We start from the raw sequence: 16,966 nt of genomic DNA, 5'->3' as shown, positions 1-16,966 counted from the left end.
CGTTCAGCCCCTACTCTGTCAAAATCATTTGTGCCAGCGGAAAAGGCGCAAGCGCCCGGTGCAAAATGCCATGAAGGTGAGCAATCAACAAGCCGTAATTTACTATTGGCACCCCTGCTTCTCTGGCCGTAGCCAAACGGTACAGCATTTCCCGGCGATTGAGCATACATCCGCCACAATGTACAATCAATTTATATTTTGTCAAATCCGGCGGAAAAGTCCCGCCAGACACCCATTCAAATTCCAGTTCGCCACCGACATTCTGTCTAAGCCAGCGAGGAATTTTCATTTTCCCGATATCGTCAGCCTGACGGTGATGGGTACAGCCTTCCGCTATGAGCACCTTATCGCCCGGCTCCAGACTGTCAATGGCTTTAGCCCCCGTTACCAGGGTTTCCAGGTCGCCTTTATGACGCGCCAGGAGAATCGAAAATGAGGTTAGCATTACACCCGGCGGCGTATCTGCACCTACTTTCATAAATTCCTGCGAATCAGTAACCACCAAATGCGGTGGCTGCTTTAAACCCGCTAATGCTTCTTTGAGCTCGCGTTCCTTAACCACAACAGCACAGGCGTCATTGTCCAAAATATCCCGGATGGTCTGCACCTGCGGTAAAATCAAGCGCCCTTTAGGCGCTGCCAAATCAATGGGAACAACCAAAACGACAGTGTCTCCCGGTGAAACCAAATCACCAATCAGCGGCGGCCCTTCCCAGTCATCAGGAGCCAGCTTAATCATGAGACGTTTTAGTTCCTCAATTCCCTGACCGGTTTTGGCACTAATGCCAATCAGCGGCACATCTATCTCGACACTCCACTGTGCCAGCAGCTCCGGACTTATTGACAGCAAATCACTTTTATTGATTACACCGGCAATCGGCAAATTACGTTTTCTGATTGCTTTAACAAGCTGTTGTTCAAACTCTGTCACACCTTGTTCCGGCTCAATTACCATAACTGCCAAATCGGTTTTATTAAGCACTTGCATGGTTCGTTCTACCCGCAGTGCGCCTAAATCTCCCACATCATCAATACCGGCTGTGTCAATAATCATGACCGGACCAATCGGCAATATTTCCATGGCTTTATATACCGGATCAGTGGTAGTGCCTGGCACATCAGAAACCAGAGCAATATCCTGACTGGTAAGAGCGTTGATTAAACTGGACTTACCGGCATTTCGCCGGCCAAAGATGGCAATATGCAGCCGGGAACCTTTCGGTGTTTCTTCCATATTATTTTCCCCCTATTTTCGCGCTCCGGCAATACCCGGTCTAGTCATAGCCCGCGGGTCCAGGACGGCGTCAAGCTGTTGTTCAGACAATACGGCCAGTTCAATGGCGGCTTGCCGCACTGTCATTTTTCCCTCCATGGCTCTGCGAGCCACTTTAGATGCCAAATCATAACCAATATGCGGCACCAGTGCTGTTACGCTAACCTGGCTGTTATGCAATAAGTTTTGACAGCGTTCGACCTCTGCCGTTATTCCCTGTACACAAAATTCATTGACAACTTTTACAGTATTCTTTAAGATGGTCAGACTTTCCAACAGATGATGCGCAATAAGTGGCATAAATGGGTTCAGTTCAAGCTGACCTGATTGTGCCGCCATAGCAATGGCCATATCGGAGGCCATAACATGAAAGACAGTTTGGTTAACCGCTTCCGGGATTATCGGGTTAACTTTGCCAGGCATGATGGAAGACCCGGCCTGCCGTTCAGGCAGTCGTATCTCACCCAAACCGGCACATGGTCCTGATGACATTAATCTAAAATCATGCGCCATTTTACCTAGATTGACAGCCAACGCTTTTAGCAGCCCGGATACTTCCACAAATACGTCAGCATTTTGAATAACATCAATCATGTTTTCCGCTCTGGCTACGCCCACACCAGCATACTGCCGTACCCGTTCATTAACCATAAATAGATATTTCTTATCCGCATTGAGCCCGGTACCAATGGCAGTACCACCTAAACCAACCTGACGCAGCCGTTCCTCAACTTTGTACAAGCGCCAGCGGTCACGGGCGATTGCACTGGCATAGGCACTAAACTCCTGTCCTAACATAACCGGCACAGCATCCTGCATTTCCGTTCGGCCAACCTTGATAATTCCCGCAAACTCGGCTTCTTTGGCCTGCAGCGCCTCTTGCAACGCTGCACAGCCATCGCTCAAAGGCTTCAGCAGCCAAATGGCGGCAATTCTGAGGGCTGTCGGATAAACATCATTGGTAGACTGATGCATGTTAACATGATTAAGGGGGTGAATCAGCGAATAATTGCCGCGCTGCCCGCCCAGAAGTTCGATGGCCCGGTTTGCCAGCACTTCATTGACATTCATGTTTGTCGAAGTTCCTGCCCCTCCCTGTAATGCATCAACGACAAACTGTTCCTCCCACTGTCCGTCCATAACCTCATCTGCTGCTAAAGCTATCGCGTGGGCCTTATCATTCGGTAAATACCCCAGTTCGGCATTAACCTCAGCCGCTGCTTTTTTGATTAGCGCAATGGCTTTAATCAGCTCTACCGATACTTTATAACCGGAGAGAGGAAAATTTTCTACTGCCCGCAAGGTATGAATACCATAATATACGTCTGCCGGCACTTCCCGCTCACCCAGCAAATCTTTTTCCAGGCGCATCCTCACGCACCTCCGTCACCAAGAATCCCTTGCTAATGTTTCACGTGAAACATCTACAGCACCAGCCACTACTATGCCGCTACCGCAATTTGGCCTAACTGCTACACAATTAATTGTCCATGAAATTTAGAACCAGCTACTTCCTGACGAGTAGATAGCATTTCCATAATGCGTTCTAAATCTTCATTGGAATAGTACTCAATTTCAATCTTGCTTTTTAATTTGCCGGGTTTAATTCTAACTTGTGTACCAAGTAATACTTTTAATCGGTCCTCAAATTCATTCATGAAGAATTGATCTTCCTGTATCTCCTGCTTTGGCTCAGCCGGTTTTACCGGACGGCGAGCTGCCAGGCGGCGTACCAACTCTTCAGCGTCACGCGCCGAAAGATCCTCTTCCATAATTTGATTAGCCGCATCTAGTTGAAGTTCCGGATTTTCTAAAGCAAGCAGCGGGCGAGCCTGTCCCATATTTAATGTTCCACGTGAAACAAAACTCTGCACTTCAGGATGAAGCTTGAGTAATCTAACGGTATTGGCAATCATTGAGCGACTGCGCCCAATTCTTTGCGCCACCTCTTCCTGGGTGAGGCCAAATTCCTCCATCAGGCTGCGGAAAGCCATAGCTTCTTCAATTGCATTCAGGTCACGGCGTTGAAGATTTTCAATAAGCGCTATTTCCATCATTTCCGCATCGGTATATTCACGTACCACTGCCGGAATCATTTTCAATCCGGCTATTTGGGAGGCGCGCCACCGCCGTTCACCGGCCACCAGTTCATAGCCGCTAAGGGTCTTTCTCACTACTACCGGCTGAATAACCCCATGCTGCTTAATTGACTGCGCCAGTTCTGCCAATGCTTCTTCATCAAAATCCCGCCGGGGTTGATGCAGGTTGGGAGTAATATCTTTAATTGCAATCTCATTCACCGGTTCGTTAGTATCTATAGCCTGCGCTGCATCAGGTGCAGCAAATAAGGCATCCAGCCCTCTACCCAATCCACGTTTACTCATCACCAATCACCTCACGTGCTAAATCAAAATAGACTTCCGTCCCTTTTGATTTAGGATCATATTTTATCACCGGTTGCCCATGGCTGGGAGCCTCGCTTAAGCGAACATTTCTCGGCACAATGGTTTGATACACCTTATGCCGGAAATGATTTTTCACCTCGTCAACAACCTGAATCGACAAATTAGTCCGGGCATCAAACATGGTAAGTACGACCCCTTCCAGGGTAAGCACCGGATTGAGATTTTTCTGGACCAAACTAACGGTATTCATTAGCTGGGTCAAACCCTCCAAAGCATAAAATTCGCATTGAATGGGTACAAGCACAGAATTAGCTGCTGTCAACGAGTTGATGGTAAGCAGGCCTAACGAAGGTGGACAATCAATTAATACATAGTCATAAGCAAACTTAGCCTTATCAAGTGCCCGCTTAAGTTTTCCCTCCCGTGACATCATTGATACCAGTTCAATTTCTGCACCGGCTAATTGAATGGTAGCCGGCAGTAATTTAAGCTTATCAATTTGAGTTTGGACGACAATGGATTCAACCGGAACATCATTAACCAGAGCATCATAGACACAACGTTTAATAGTCCCCTTATTGAAGCCCAACCCACTGGTAGAGTTACCCTGGGGGTCTATATCGATAAGTAATACCTGTTTGCCCAACTCAGCCAAACAGGCCGCGAGATTGACCGCAGTCGTGGTTTTACCGACCCCGCCTTTTTGATTGGCGATAGCAATCACTTTAACCAAGCTTTTTTCACCTCAAAATAGTGACTCATCCGGCGGGGTTATGGAGTATAGCGCCGAGCATTTTTGTCGTCAGGCGCGGCGAAGGAGGCGCGCATATCAGACATATGTAAGCCGACACCAACAAAGCATGGCGGCAAAAAGGCCGGTGATATACTTCATGGTCTCGCCGGATGAGGCAATAATTAGTTCCATCTTTTCATTCCACATATCTGCGCAATTTCCTGCCAAAAACTGCTGCAAAGTAGAACTTACAGTAAAGGAAGTTTTACTTTGCAGCATAATATTTTCTTAATATATTACATAATTAATTAGTTATGTTAATAACAAGGTCGTAAACTGTTTAATCCGCTAAGTCTTACTTTAACTAATCAGCAAAATATACTATAATGCTAATAATACCGCTTGTCGCTAAGGAGGTATCCAGAGAAATGCCCATGTACCACCCGCGCTTAACTACCATTGACCCTGCCGAAACCAAACGCTATGCCGGGCTCACCAGTAAATCCGATTTTTCCGCAGCTTTGCTGGCAGAAGCCTGCACGCAAGGTCAACTTTTAGCTATGCCGAAAGGGGTCTGGCAGGTTTATGTCTATGATCAGGAAGAGCATACCATCCTGTCTCCCGAGCCGCTGGTACTGACTGCCGACAGTGTGATTAAACACTTGCATGGAGCCTCCCAGGTAGCCGTAATGGCGGTAACCATCGGTCTGCCGCTGGAGCAGGAAGTTTCTAATCTATTTTCGCAAAATCAATATACCTTAGCCCTGCTGTTAGATGCTGCCGGAACAACAGCAGTTGAAACAGCTTGCGATGCTGTCTGCACTATCATCGGTCAGCATGCCGGCCGCTCAGGCCTGACAGCCGGACGCCGCTTCAGTCCTGGCTATGGCGGTTGGTCTATCGAAGTGCAGCCTGAAATATTAAAACTAGCGACAGGTGCCAGTATTGAGCTTAGTGTCACTGACACAAAAATGCTGGTACCGCGCAAATCGGTTACTGCCATTGTTGGTCTATATCCCTACCACCAGACAGTAAACTTATCCCATCAGCAAGAACTGGCCTGTGATAAATGCGGGCAAGCCGGTTGCCACGCACGAAAGGAGACTATTAGCAAATGATCGCAATTTTTGATGGTGCTATGGGTACCATGCTGCAGCAAGCAGGTTTGGAACCAGGCCAATGTCCGGAAGTATGGAATATCGAAGCAGCAGCTAAGATAACGGCTATTCACCGCCAATATGTAGCAGCAGGCGCCACTATAATAGAAACAAATACCTTTGGCGCCAACCGTATCAAACTATCCCACTATGGCCTGGAGAACAAAGTCACAGCAATAAATGCCGCCGGTGTAGCCGCCGCCCGTCAGGCAGCAGGCGCCCACGCTAAAATTGCCGGCTCTGTCGGTCCGACAGGCAAGTTTATTGCACCTTTGGGTGAACTCACTTTTGCTGACGCCTACGCGGTATATTATGAGCAGATTAATGCTCTGGCTCAAGCCGGGGTTGACTACATAATTATTGAAACAATTATTGATATCCAGGAGATGCGGGCAGCGCTGCTGGCAGCTAAAGCCGTTAGCCCACAACCTGTGATTTGCCAACTCTCCTTTGATGCCGACGGCCGGACAGTAACCGGTACCGACCCGCGAACGGCTGCCATTACCTTAGAAGCTTTAGGTGCAAGCGTTATCGGCGCCAACTGCTCTTTGGGGCCGGCACAGCTGTTGCCGGTGGTGGAAATATTGGCACAAGCCTGCTCTCTCCCCATCAGTGTACAGCCTAACGCCGGCATGCCTGAACTGGTCAACGGTCAAACGGTATTCCCGATGTCGGCAGAAGAAATGGCCGTCTGGGTACCCAAACTGGCTGCTGCCGGTGCCAGTTACATTGGCGGCTGCTGCGGCACTACCCCTGCACACATACAGGCCATTCGCCAAACGGCTGATAAGCTGACAGCCACGCCGGCCAAACAGATTCAGACATTCACCGCACTAACCAGCCGCACCCGTACGGTATACCTTGGCCCCCAGGTTTCGCCGGTAATAATCGGTGAAAGAATTAATCCCACAGGCCGCAAAGCCCTCGCGGCTGAGATCAAGGCCGGTAGTTTTGTCACCGTAAAAAAAGAAGCACTGGCACAAATCAAGGCCGGTGCCGGTATTTTAGATGTCAATATGGGTGTACCCGGTATTGACCAGGTACTTGTCATGAAACAGGCTATCGAAGATTTATCGGCCTTGGTCGATGTACCCCTGGCCATTGATACCACCGACCCGGCAGCGCTGGAAGCCGGACTAAAAGCTTATCCCGGCCGGGCGCTGATTAATTCCGTCAGCGCCGAGACCGAGCGCTTAGATACCTTCCTGCCACTTGCAAAAAAATACGGCGCAGCTGTTTTATGTCTGCCGCTATCAGATAGCGGTGTACCAAAAACCGCAGCCGAACGCATAAAAATAGCCAGACAAATTATTCAGCAGGCAGAGGAGCATGGACTAAACCGCCAGGATCTGCTGCTGGATGCTTTGGTTATGACGGTGGCAACAGACTCCCAGGCTGCGGCTGAAACGCTGTTAACCCTGAAATTATATCGCGAACAACTCGGCTGCCCGGCAGTCATGGGACTCAGTAATGTCTCCTTCGGCCTGCCGCGGCGTGATGTAATGAATGCCGCCTTTTGCGCTATGGCGTTAGATGCCGGGCTTGATGCCCCCATTCTCAATCCTTTTGATCCGTTAATGCAAGACATCTGGTCGGCTGCGGTGGCTTTAGGGGGACGCCACCGCCAGGCGGTGGCCGAATACAGCAAAAAATATGTGAATATGCCCGCTCAGGCGCCGGAGTCTGCCACAACTGCCCCTGATATCTTAACGCAAATTCGCCAAACAGTAATCAATGGCGAAACAACAGGAGTAGCGCCGCTGATCCGCCAGGCCTTAGCCGAAAATCATAGCCCGCTTGCCATTACCGAACAGGCACTGACAGCTGCAATGAACGAGGTCGGGCAAGCCTTCGGGCAGGGGCGTTGCTTCCTGCCGCAGGTACTCTTATCGGCCGAAACCATGCGCACGGCTTTTACCACGATTAAAGAGGTACTCCCCTCCCATACCACCCAAAGCCTGGGTACGGTAGTACTGGCCACAGTAAAAGGGGATATTCATGACCTGGGAAAAAACATTGTTGCCGCATTATTAGAGAACAATGGCTTTACAGTCATTGATTTAGGTAAAGATGTTACTGCCGAAACCATTGTCGATGCCGCCCGGAACCATCAGGCCCATATTGTCGGTTTATGCGCCCTGATGACCACCACCTTGCCGCAAGTCGATGCCACCATTACCGCGCTCAAGGCTGACGGCTTCCCCGGTCAAACCATAGTAGGCGGTGCTGTACTTACCGAAAGCTATGCCCGGCAGGCCGGAGCCGATGCTTACGCGGCCAACGGCGTAGCGGCGGTGAATATTGCTAAACAACTGCTTGGCTGTTAAGCCAAGCAGCCACCCCGGGCCTTTGGCTTTGCCCAATATCAGCAAATCCGGGAATACAAGAAGAACGGTTTTACTTTTGGCATTGCCCCAAAAGTAACAAAAAGTCTAGGCCTGAAGCCTCCAAAAGCTGAAAAGCGGGTGGTATTCCTAAAATCCGTAAACTCGCTACGCTCAAACAGTACGGATTTTTTAACGGAATACCACCCGGCTTTTCTCCTGCGGAACGCTTTTTCCGGCAATGGCCGGAGGGTCACGGAAGCAACCGGGGCTGGCCGAACCTAAACAGTACTGAGGCACGGGCGGCCGTTAAGCATAAGCGGAGGTTAAGCGCCAGCGGCGCAGCGTTGGCTGACGGTCGCCCGTGCCGGGTCTTGTATATAATAAAAACACGGGAGTGAATATCGATGAAACATAACCGTTACCGGGGCGCACTCTTGGGGCTGGCAACCGGGGATGCCCTGGGAGTACCGCTTGAAGGCAAGCTGCCAGGCAGTTTTGCGCCGATAACCGGCCTGATCGGCGGCGGTACTTTTGCGCTCAAGCCCGGCTACTGGACTGATGATACCTCTATGGCTTTATGCCTGGCAGAAAGCTTGATCCACAGTCAGAAATTTGATCCGGCCGATCAAATGGAGCATTACCTGCGGTGGTACAAAGAAGGCTATCTAAGCAGTACAGGCAGCTGCTTTTCCATTGGCCAAACCGTACGCGCCGCCCTGGAAACTTACAGCCGTACCGGCCAGCCTTACACCGGCTCGGAAGACCCCCGTACCGCCGGCAATGGCTCCCTTATGCGCCTGGCGCCTGTCCCGCTGCGGTATGCAGCAAACCCGGCGCTGGCTATCGACCTGGCAGCAGACAGTTCCCGTACCACCCACGCCGCGCCTGAAGCCGTTGATGCTTGCCGCTATTTAGCCGCCCTGCTGATCGGCGCACTTCAGGATCAGGATAAGGCCACACTGCTTACCCGGCATTACTCACCCCTGCCGGAAGGCTGGATCAGGCCATTGTCGCCAAATATCGCCGCCATTGCTGCCGGCTCGTATAAGTCCAAAAACCCGCCGGACATTCGCGGCACAGGTTATGTTGTTGATTGCCTGGAAGCAGCACTATGGGCTTTTTATCATAGCGACAGCTTTGCCGAGGGTGCTTTGCTTGCCGTAAACCTTGGTGATGACGCCGATACCACCGCTGCTGTCTACGGGCAATTAGCCGGAACCTATTACGGGGCAAACAGCATACCCGCTTCCTGGCTTGCCAAAGTATACCGGCGGGAATATATAGAAGAACTGGCCGATTCGTTATGCAAACTCTCCGCACAGTAAATAAACGAATAAATCCTGACACCCCTTTCCTGGTGTCAGGATTTATTTTGTCTTAGTCAAGATATCTATAGGCGATTATCCTGGTGCCCTGTACCGGAACAAGTTTACCGGGGTAAATAAACATAAAATATGCTGCCTTTGCCAAGTTGGCTCTCAACCATGATTTTGCCGCCATGAAGCTCAACCAGTCGTTTGACTATCGCCAAACCAATGCCCGACCCGCCGCTCCGGCGGTCACGCGCGGCATTCACACGATAAAAATGATTAAAAATATGGGGCAGATGCTCAGCGGGAATTCCCTGGCCTGTATCCTGGATCGCTATCTGCCGCCAGCAGCTGCCTGCCTCTGCTGTCTCCCGCAGCTCAACCGTTATCTCGCCGCCAGGAGGCGTGTAGCGAATAGCATTGGTAAGCAGGTTATATACAACCTGGTTCAGGCGCTGAATATCAATATCTGCCATTACCGGTTGTGGCGCAATAACCTGAATGGCAATATCTTTTTCTTCAGCCATAGGCTTTAGCATATTGACGGCTCTTGTCAGCAGCTGACACAAATCGGCCGGCTCCTTTTCCAGCGACAGCTGCCCGGCCTCGGCCAGCGATAATTCCCGTAAATCTTTAATCATCCGGTTAAGCTGTTTGGTCTCATCTAAAAGAGAGTGCAGTTGTCCACTGTCTCTGGCCACTACCCCGTCAATCATGCCTTCCAGATTTCCCTGAATGACGGTAAGCGGTGTTTTCAGCTCATGGGCGACATCTACCAGCAGCTGCCGGCGCAAACGGTTATTAACCGCCAACACTTCGGTCATATGGTTAAAAGCGTTGGCCAGCTGACCCACCTCATCCTTTGACTCTACCAGCACTTTTTGGCCAAAATGGCCTTCGGCAATTTGTGCCGCCGCCTGATTCAATTTTCGCAGGGGTACAGTTATGCTGCGCGCCAGGGCAAAACTGACACCTAAGCCAAATACCAAAATGGCTAATCCAACCCAGATCAGCGCCCGGTGTACCGAGGATAAATAGATCAATTCAGAGGCGCCCAGCAGCTGCCCGTGCATCGGCTGATGACCCGAAAATCCGTCAGTCGTCCTGTCACTGCTGCCTAAAAGATAATTATGAAATAAATCTGTCATTTGCCATTCTGCCAGTGTGATCAAACTAACAACGGTAAACAATACCATTAAAAACATGAGTCCGGTAATCCGGTAAGTAATGCTATTCATATTCTCCTCCGAACTTGTACCCGATACCGTATACGGTTTGAATATATCGCGGTTCTTTAGGATTGTCGCCAATCTTACGGCGCAGGTTTTTCACATGGGCATCAATGGTACGCTCAAAGCCCTCAAACGCATAGCCCTGCACCGCGTCAACAATTTGCAGCCGGGAAAATACCTGACCCGGTTTTTTAGCAAGCAGTTCCAATATCTTAAACTCTGTGGGAGTAAGTTCAACAACATTGCCATTAAATACAACCTGATGGCGCAAAGAATCAATTTCAAGCAAGCCAAAACGCAAAATATCGGCTTTATTTATTGCGCGTCCTACCCGCCGCAGAATGGCTTTGGCTCTGGCCACCACTTCCCGTGGGCTGAATGGCTTGGCAACATAATCATCAGCCCCCAGCTCCAGGCCAACCAAACGGTCGCTCTCCTCATCCCGCGCCGTCAGCATAAGTATCGCCACCTCACTCTCCTGCCGCAGGCGCCGGCATACTTCCCAGCCGTCAAGTTCAGGCAGCATAAGATCCAGCACAACAATATCAGGAGCATGTTCTTTTACCGCAGTCAGCGCGGCCAAACCATCATAGGCAGTAAACACGGCAAAGCCTTCTTTTTCAAAATACGCTTTCAACAACCGGACAATTTTTTCATCATCATCAACAATAACTACAGAATACTGGGCCATGATTTCTCCCTCCGTCTGAAGCTTAGATGCGCAGCCTTCAGTCAACCAGCCACAAGTTTTATCCCTCGCTATTACCACCATCAACGATACAAAAGCCTCCCTAACACAGGGAGGCTTTGTCTCAGCATAGCTATTCCGGGGCAACAACCTGCTGTGAGCCGCAGCAAGAACCAGTATCATCCGGCATGCCGCCCCTTTTATTATTCATCATCTCCGGCATAGTATTCATGTGCCGGGACATGGTTTCCGCCATTCTGCTTTGAATAGTTGCAGCTTGTTCTGAGGAAATAACCTGATCTTGCACCAATTGATCCAGCATCACCCGGTGCTGTCTATCCATGGGGGCAATACAGTCATTTGCAGTTGATGCAGCCATAGCTGCCGCACCAACCATCAGAATAATCAGGGCAGCCGCACCAATAATCAGATACATTTTTTTATTGCTCATAATATCGCCTCCTAGTTAAATTCTGGACTGTTTCCGTCTGTCTATATCATACCGCGACATTATGAATTTCTTATGAAGAATGAATTCGTATAAAACTTAGTTACTTACGGCTATTTTTCACCTGAATATTAATAGTAACATAATCGCCCTCAATATCCTGTTTAACCTTTATATCCATACCGCTTTTCTTCATCTGGCTGATTACACTGTTAATAGTATTAATAAAAATGCGGACATCTTTGATTATTTTAACCAGCGTCTGTTTTGGGGTGACTTCTTTATTATTCTTTTCCCGGGAAATATTATCTGTATAGGTTTCAATCAAGTCTTCTGTTGCCCGGACATTTAAACCATTTTCCCTGACCCCGTCAAGCACTTCCATTTGCACACGCGTATCTTCCAGTTTCAATAACGCACGCGCATGGCGCTCTGTCAAACTCTGCCCCACGACAGCTTGGCGCACTTCTGGCGCAAGTTTTAACAAACGGAGTTTATTGGCAATGGTTGATTGGTTTTTGCCTACCCGTCTGGCTAATTCTTCTTGAGTAAAATTAAAACTGGCAATCAGATGCTGATAGCCTTCAGCCTCCTCCAGGAAATGCAGATCTTCCCGCTGAAGATTCTCAATCATCGCTAATTCAGCCATTTCCTTGTCGTCCAGCTCGCGTACTATGACCGGAACTTCGTCAAGGCCAGCCAGTTTTGAGGCCCTAAGCCGCCGTTCACCGGCAATAAGTTCGAAGCGTTCTCCCTGGCGGCGGACTAACAGCGGCTGAATTACACCGAACTCCCGGATAGATGCGGACAATTCCTGCAGCGACTCGTCATGGAAAGTCTTACGCGGCTGAAAAGGATTGGGCACAATGATTTCCGGTGAAACCCGCTGCACTGATTGCAGCTCGCTGGCACTAACCTCTATCGCAGTATCAGAAGCATCATTAGCTGTATCATGCTGTTCACCGGCAACTGACGGAACCAATTCCGGGACAGCCTCGGCAACAACTTCGGGAACATTTGGCGAAGCATCTCCGATGCCAAATAACCTGGCCAAATTTCTCATGTTTCCACCACCTACAAAACAACATTAAGACATGTTGTACTTTTATCCTGATATATTCTACAAATAATGGAATTTTCCTTTAAATCACAAGGGCTTTTTTTCGGGTGTTCCAGCCTTGCGCGGATACGAGAGCGGTGTTGCGGCAACCTTTTTAATATAGATTACCGCACGTTTGTCAGCAAGCCCCGGCAGGCTGACAGGCCGGATGTCTGCCACTTTGCCGCCAAGAATAGTCAGCGCTTTGGCGGCTTCGTGCACTTCATCCTCATATTGGGCGCCTTTAAGCGCAATAAACCAGCCGCCCACCTTGACCATCGGCAGGCATAGCTCGCATAATACATTCAGTCTGGCAACCGCCCGTGATACGGCGATATCATAACTTTCACGGTGCTGTTTATTTTTCCCGGCTTCCTCCGCCCGGGCATGAACAAAAGCAACCCCTTGCAGACCCAGGTTACCTGCAACTTCCCGCAAAAAATTCAGCCGCTTATTGAGCGAATCCATCAGGATAAGCTCTAGCTCCGGCTGAAAAATTTTCAGTGGAATCCCGGGAAACCCGGCGCCGGTACCAACATCAACAATCCTGGCAGCAGCAGTAAAAATTTCCTCCCGGTAACAGGATAACGAATCAATCATATGTTTTACAGCCACTTCGTGAGGCTCAGTTATGGCTGTCAAATTCATTTTTTCATTCCATTCAAGCAACAGCCGGTAATAGGTATCCATTGCCGCTATTTGCCCGTTTGTCAGTTGCAGTCCATATTCAGCAGCAGCATTAGCCACCAGCTCCTGAAAACTCCCCATAACCGTCTCCTTTCTATGCCTGACGACTTCGCCGCTGCTCTAAATACACCATTAATATGGCGATGTCTGCCGGTGAAACACCGGAAATGCGGGCTGCCTGGCCAACCGACAGGGGCCGGATTTTGTTGAGCTTTTGCCGGGCTTCCAGCGACAAGCCGCTGATTTGGCTATAGTCGATATCCTCAGGCAAATGCTTGACCTCAAGCTTGGCTGACCGCTCCACCTGTTCTACCTGCTTTTGAATATAGCCTTCATACTTAACCGCAATTTCCACCTGTTCACGTACCAGTGACGGTATTTCCGGTAAATCAAACTGCGCCCGTATGGCTTCATACGTTACTTCTGTGCGCCGGAGTAAATCATACAAAGTAATCCCTGTCCTAAGCTCTGCTGTGCCAAGGGCTGTCATTTTAGCCTGGGTTTCGGGAATAGGGGTAATTTGCCTGCTTTTTAAGAGTTCCAGAGTAGTGTCAATGGCCTCGCGCTTGGCCGCAAACCGTTCATACCGCTCCTGGGTAACCAGCCCAAGGGCCCGCCCTTTTTCCGTCAGCCGGAGGTCGGCGTTGTCCTGCCGCAGAATCAGACGATATTCCGCCCGGGAAGTCATCATTCTGTAAGGTTCACTTGTTCCCTTTGTCACCAGATCGTCAATCAGCACACCAATATAAGCCTCAGACCGGGACAAAATAAAAGGCGGCTTGCCTTGTACCAGCAAAGCGGCATTAATACCGGCCATCAGCCCCTGGGCGGCAGCTTCTTCATACCCGGAAGTACCATTGGCCTGTCCGGCTGAAAATAAACCGCCGACCTTTTTGGTTTCCAGGGTTGGCTTAAGCTCTGTCGGGTCAACACAATCATATTCGATCGCATAGCCTGGACGCATAATTTCCGCCTGCTCCAGACCGGGGATGGTTCGTAAAAAAGCCAGCTGCACATCTACAGGCAGGCTTGACGACATACCCTGGACATACATTTCCGTAGTACTGGCGCCTTCCGGCTCAATAAATGTCTGATGAGCCAATTTCTCGGCAAACCGTACTACCTTATCCTCAATCGAAGGACAATAGCGCGGTCCGGTACCCTCGATCATGCCGGTATACATCGGGGCACGATGCAGGTTGGCCCTGATAATCTCATGGGTTCGTTCATTGGTATATGTCAGCCAGCAGGGAATTTGCTCCCGGTCAGCAATATCGCTCATAAACGAGAAATTATGGACCACACTGTCACCAGGCTGAATGGTCATTTTACCGGTATCAACCGTCCGGGCATCCACCCGTGCCGGTGTGCCGGTCTTAAACCGCATCAGTGTAATACCTAATGCTTTAAGCACTTCAGACAGTTTTTCCGCAGTCCGCTGTCCGGCCGGCCCGCCAGGGTAAGTAGTTTCACCAAGGATGACCTTACCCCGCAGATAGGTGCCGGTAGCAATCACAACACATTTGGCATTGTAGATTTCCCCCAGCTCGGTAACAACACCGCTAATCCGGCCATTTTCCACAAGTATATTGTCAATCAACGCCTGTTTGACATCCAGCTTGGGCTGACTTTCCAGAGTATGCTTCATACCCGACTGATACAGGCGTTTGTCAGCCTGCGCCCGTAAGGCATGTACCGCCGGTCCCTTCCCGGTATTAAGCATCCGCATCTGGATGCAGGTCTTATCGGTATTAATCCCCATTTCACCGCCCAGCGCGTCCACTTCCCGCACCAAATGGCCTTTGGCCGGTCCGCCTATCGACGGATTGCATGGCAGCATAGCGATATTATCCATATTCAGAGTGGTAACCAGTGTCCGGCAGCCCAGCCGCGCTGCTGCCAGCGCCGCCTCACACCCGGCATGTCCGGCACCGATAACCACCACATCATAACTTCCTGCTTGAAACAACATTGTCACCTCTTCTTACTTACCGATACAAAACTGTGTAAATATCTGATCAATTATATCTTCACCCACGGTGTCGCCGGTAACCTCACCCAGCTTTTCCCAAGCCGCACGCAGATCAACAACAATACAGTCGGCCGGCATGCCGGCCTCAATCGTGACTTCAGCATCGTTAAGCCGCTCCAGCGCCGCCCGGAGCGCGGCACTATGACGGACATTATTAACAAAAGCTGCCTCGCCCGGGCTGACTTGACCACCATACACCATATCGACAATCGCCTGCTCCAGTGCAGCCAGCCCCTCTTCCCTGGCGACCGATATCTTTAGTACCAGCCGGCCGCCGGTATATTTCTCAACTTCTTCAGTCTCCAGCCGGGCTGGCAAATCACTTTTGTTAATCAGCACAATGGCTTGTTTGCCTGGCAAAAGCTCCAGAACGGCCCGGTCCTCCGGTGACAGCGGTGCTGATGAATCCAATAATAACAAAATCAAATCCGCCTGCTCCACCAAAGCTTTTGCCCGCTCTACCCCGATTTTCTCCACTACATCGGCGGTATCGCGAATACCTGCCGTATCAATGATTTTAAGCGGTATACCACCAATATTGACATATTCTTCAATAATATCCCGGGTAGTACCGGGAATGTCGGTTACAATGGCCCGCTTCTCCCGCAGCAGGGCATTTAGCAGACTGGATTTACCGACATTGGGTTTGCCGATAATAACGGTTGCCAGGCCCTCGCGTAAAATTCGCCCCGTTTGGGCGGTAGCCAACAGTGTGGTAAGCCGGCTCTTAACTTCAGCAATTAATTGGGCAACATCAGCGGCTGCCGCCTCTTCGATATCCTCTTCCGGAAAATCAATGGCCGCCTCCAGCTGGGCAATCATTCGCAAAACAGCATGGCGCAAGGCTCTTACTTGTTCGGATAATTGACCTGACAAATTGCCCACAGCCACTTTAAGCGACGCATCGGTTTTTGACCTGATAATATCAATGACCGCTTCGGCTTGCGCCAAATCCAGCCTGCCGTTTAAAAAGGCCCGTTTGGTAAATTCTCCGGGATCCGCCAATCTCGCCCCCTGGACAAGGGTCAAATCTAAGATACGCTTTAACGGAACCGGCCCTCCGTGACAGTGAATCTCCACAACATCCTCACAAGTATATGACCTGGGAGCACGCATAATCAGCAAAATGGCTTCATCTACCGTCTCACCACTCGCGGGATCAATAATATGCCCATACATAACCTGATGGGACAAAAGACTGTCAACCGTTTTACCTGATTTACTGATAAACAGTTTGCCGGCAATAGCCATGGCCTTACTGCCGCTTATCCGGATAATGCCAATACCGCCTTCGCCGATTGCTGTAGCGATAGCGCTAATAGTATCATCGCCTGTCAGCATGCTCAAGTACTTTCACTCCTTATATCTACATATACGTCCCATATCCGCTATATTAATACTGCAAAAATATATTGTTCCCCACTCTTTCCCAATTTCCTGCAAAATATGATTAATCTATATAGTATTCTCCGGCTAAGTTGAATAATACCTGTAAAAAATTATTATTAATTATAAATTATTAGCAGGTAAAGTAAGCAAAGTATAGAAATATTTACTATTCCGATTTATCTACAC

The 16,966-nt window shown here is 49.7% G+C and carries 14 protein-coding genes; 3 read left to right on the top strand and 11 right to left on the bottom strand.

Annotated features, from left to right (window positions below; all coding sequences use genetic code 11):
• Window positions 1–10: 10 nt before the first annotated feature.
• The 4 genes from hydF to GT1_RS13940 form a co-directional block, all read right to left on the bottom strand.
• Entirely contained in the window at window positions 11–1,234 is a 1,224-nt protein-coding gene (hydF, locus tag GT1_RS13955) for a [FeFe] hydrogenase H-cluster maturation GTPase HydF (protein ID WP_188399272.1), read from the bottom strand.
• Between the two features lie 12 nt (window positions 1,235–1,246).
• Window positions 1,247–2,644, bottom strand: coding sequence for an aspartate ammonia-lyase (locus GT1_RS13950; protein ID WP_188399271.1), 1,398 nt, complete (start codon window positions 2,642–2,644; stop codon window positions 1,247–1,249).
• A 101-nt stretch (window positions 2,645–2,745) separates the two neighbouring features.
• Window positions 2,746–3,657, bottom strand: a complete 912-nt coding sequence (locus GT1_RS13945) for a ParB/RepB/Spo0J family partition protein (protein WP_109298154.1) — start codon at window positions 3,655–3,657, stop codon at window positions 2,746–2,748.
• The gene (locus GT1_RS13940) at window positions 3,650–4,411 is read right to left on the bottom strand and encodes a ParA family protein (RefSeq protein ID WP_075756487.1); all 762 of its coding nucleotides are present in this window, start codon (window positions 4,409–4,411) and stop codon (window positions 3,650–3,652) included. Before GT1_RS13940 ends, GT1_RS13945 begins: the two co-directional genes overlap by 8 nt.
• Window positions 4,412–4,797: 386 nt before the next feature.
• On the opposite strand from GT1_RS13940, the gene GT1_RS13935 reads away from it, so the two are divergent.
• From GT1_RS13935 to GT1_RS13925, 3 genes are all read left to right on the top strand, one after another.
• A complete protein-coding gene (locus tag GT1_RS13935; RefSeq protein WP_223226261.1) occupies window positions 4,798–5,529 on the top strand; it encodes a methionine synthase in 732 nt (243 codons plus the stop codon).
• Window positions 5,526–7,895 carry a homocysteine S-methyltransferase family protein gene (locus tag GT1_RS13930; RefSeq protein ID WP_188399270.1) on the top strand — a complete coding sequence of 790 codons (2,370 nt, stop codon included), beginning with the start codon at window positions 5,526–5,528 and terminating at the stop codon, window positions 7,893–7,895. Before GT1_RS13935 ends, GT1_RS13930 begins: the two co-directional genes overlap by 4 nt.
• 404 nt (window positions 7,896–8,299) lie before the next feature.
• Window positions 8,300–9,220, top strand: a complete 921-nt coding sequence (locus GT1_RS13925) for an ADP-ribosylglycohydrolase family protein (protein WP_188399269.1) — start codon at window positions 8,300–8,302, stop codon at window positions 9,218–9,220.
• 104 nt (window positions 9,221–9,324) lie between these two features.
• Here GT1_RS13925 and GT1_RS13920 read toward each other — a convergent pair whose 3' ends face one another.
• The 7 genes from GT1_RS13920 to mnmE all read right to left on the bottom strand — a co-directional run bounded on the left by GT1_RS13920 (window position 9,325) and on the right by mnmE (window position 16,729).
• Window positions 9,325–10,443, bottom strand: a complete 1,119-nt coding sequence (locus GT1_RS13920; RefSeq protein ID WP_188399268.1) for a cell wall metabolism sensor histidine kinase WalK — start codon at window positions 10,441–10,443, stop codon at window positions 9,325–9,327.
• Window positions 10,436–11,128, bottom strand: coding sequence for a response regulator transcription factor (locus GT1_RS13915; protein WP_188399267.1), 693 nt, complete (start codon window positions 11,126–11,128; stop codon window positions 10,436–10,438). Before GT1_RS13915 ends, GT1_RS13920 begins: the two co-directional genes overlap by 8 nt.
• A gap of 130 nt (window positions 11,129–11,258) precedes the next feature.
• The gene (locus tag GT1_RS13910; protein ID WP_188399266.1) at window positions 11,259–11,576 is read right to left on the bottom strand and encodes a hypothetical protein; all 318 of its coding nucleotides are present in this window, start codon (window positions 11,574–11,576) and stop codon (window positions 11,259–11,261) included.
• Window positions 11,577–11,676: 100 nt separating this feature from the next.
• Window positions 11,677–12,636: a nucleoid occlusion protein gene (gene noc / locus GT1_RS13905; protein ID WP_188399265.1), complete on the bottom strand. Its 960-nt coding sequence runs from the start codon at window positions 12,634–12,636 to the stop codon at window positions 11,677–11,679.
• Window positions 12,637–12,720: 84 nt separating this feature from the next.
• Window positions 12,721–13,440 (bottom strand): 16S rRNA (guanine(527)-N(7))-methyltransferase RsmG, encoded by a 720-nt coding sequence (rsmG, locus tag GT1_RS13900; RefSeq protein WP_188399264.1) that lies wholly within the window; start codon window positions 13,438–13,440, stop codon window positions 12,721–12,723.
• Between the two features lie 13 nt (window positions 13,441–13,453).
• Window positions 13,454–15,328 (bottom strand): tRNA uridine-5-carboxymethylaminomethyl(34) synthesis enzyme MnmG, encoded by a 1,875-nt coding sequence (gene mnmG, locus GT1_RS13895; protein ID WP_075756566.1) that lies wholly within the window; start codon window positions 15,326–15,328, stop codon window positions 13,454–13,456.
• Window positions 15,329–15,343: 15 nt separating this feature from the next.
• Window positions 15,344–16,729, bottom strand: a complete 1,386-nt coding sequence (mnmE, locus tag GT1_RS13890) for a tRNA uridine-5-carboxymethylaminomethyl(34) synthesis GTPase MnmE (protein ID WP_188399324.1) — start codon at window positions 16,727–16,729, stop codon at window positions 15,344–15,346.
• Window positions 16,730–16,966: the final 237 nt, after the last annotated feature.

Source organism: Sporomusa sp. GT1 (assembly GCF_014634905.1).
Classification (GTDB): Bacteria; Bacillota; Negativicutes; order Sporomusales; family Sporomusaceae; genus Sporomusa; species Sporomusa sphaeroides.
This window is presented reverse-complemented; position numbering and strand designations above follow the sequence as displayed.

What these genes read in the sequence shown, in the direction of transcription:
- hydF (WP_188399272.1), bottom strand. Translation starts at nt 1,234, where the DNA reads ATGGAAGAAACACCGAAAGGTTCCCGGCTGCATATTGCCATCTTTGGC.
- GT1_RS13950 (WP_188399271.1), bottom strand. Translation starts at nt 2,644, where the DNA reads ATGCGCCTGGAAAAAGATTTGCTGGGTGAGCGGGAAGTGCCGGCAGAC.
- GT1_RS13945 (WP_109298154.1), bottom strand. Translation starts at nt 3,657, where the DNA reads ATGAGTAAACGTGGATTGGGTAGAGGGCTGGATGCCTTATTTGCTGCA.
- GT1_RS13935 (WP_223226261.1), top strand. Translation starts at nt 4,798, where the DNA reads ATGCTAATAATACCGCTTGTCGCTAAGGAGGTATCCAGAGAAATGCCC.
- GT1_RS13930 (WP_188399270.1), top strand. Translation starts at nt 5,526, where the DNA reads ATGATCGCAATTTTTGATGGTGCTATGGGTACCATGCTGCAGCAAGCA.
- GT1_RS13925 (WP_188399269.1), top strand. Translation starts at nt 8,300, where the DNA reads ATGAAACATAACCGTTACCGGGGCGCACTCTTGGGGCTGGCAACCGGG.
- GT1_RS13920 (WP_188399268.1), bottom strand. Translation starts at nt 10,443, where the DNA reads ATGAATAGCATTACTTACCGGATTACCGGACTCATGTTTTTAATGGTA.
- GT1_RS13915 (WP_188399267.1), bottom strand. Translation starts at nt 11,128, where the DNA reads ATGGCCCAGTATTCTGTAGTTATTGTTGATGATGATGAAAAAATTGTC.
- GT1_RS13910 (WP_188399266.1), bottom strand. Translation starts at nt 11,576, where the DNA reads ATGAGCAATAAAAAAATGTATCTGATTATTGGTGCGGCTGCCCTGATT.
- noc (WP_188399265.1), bottom strand. Translation starts at nt 12,636, where the DNA reads ATGAGAAATTTGGCCAGGTTATTTGGCATCGGAGATGCTTCGCCAAAT.
- rsmG (WP_188399264.1), bottom strand. Translation starts at nt 13,440, where the DNA reads ATGGGGAGTTTTCAGGAGCTGGTGGCTAATGCTGCTGCTGAATATGGA.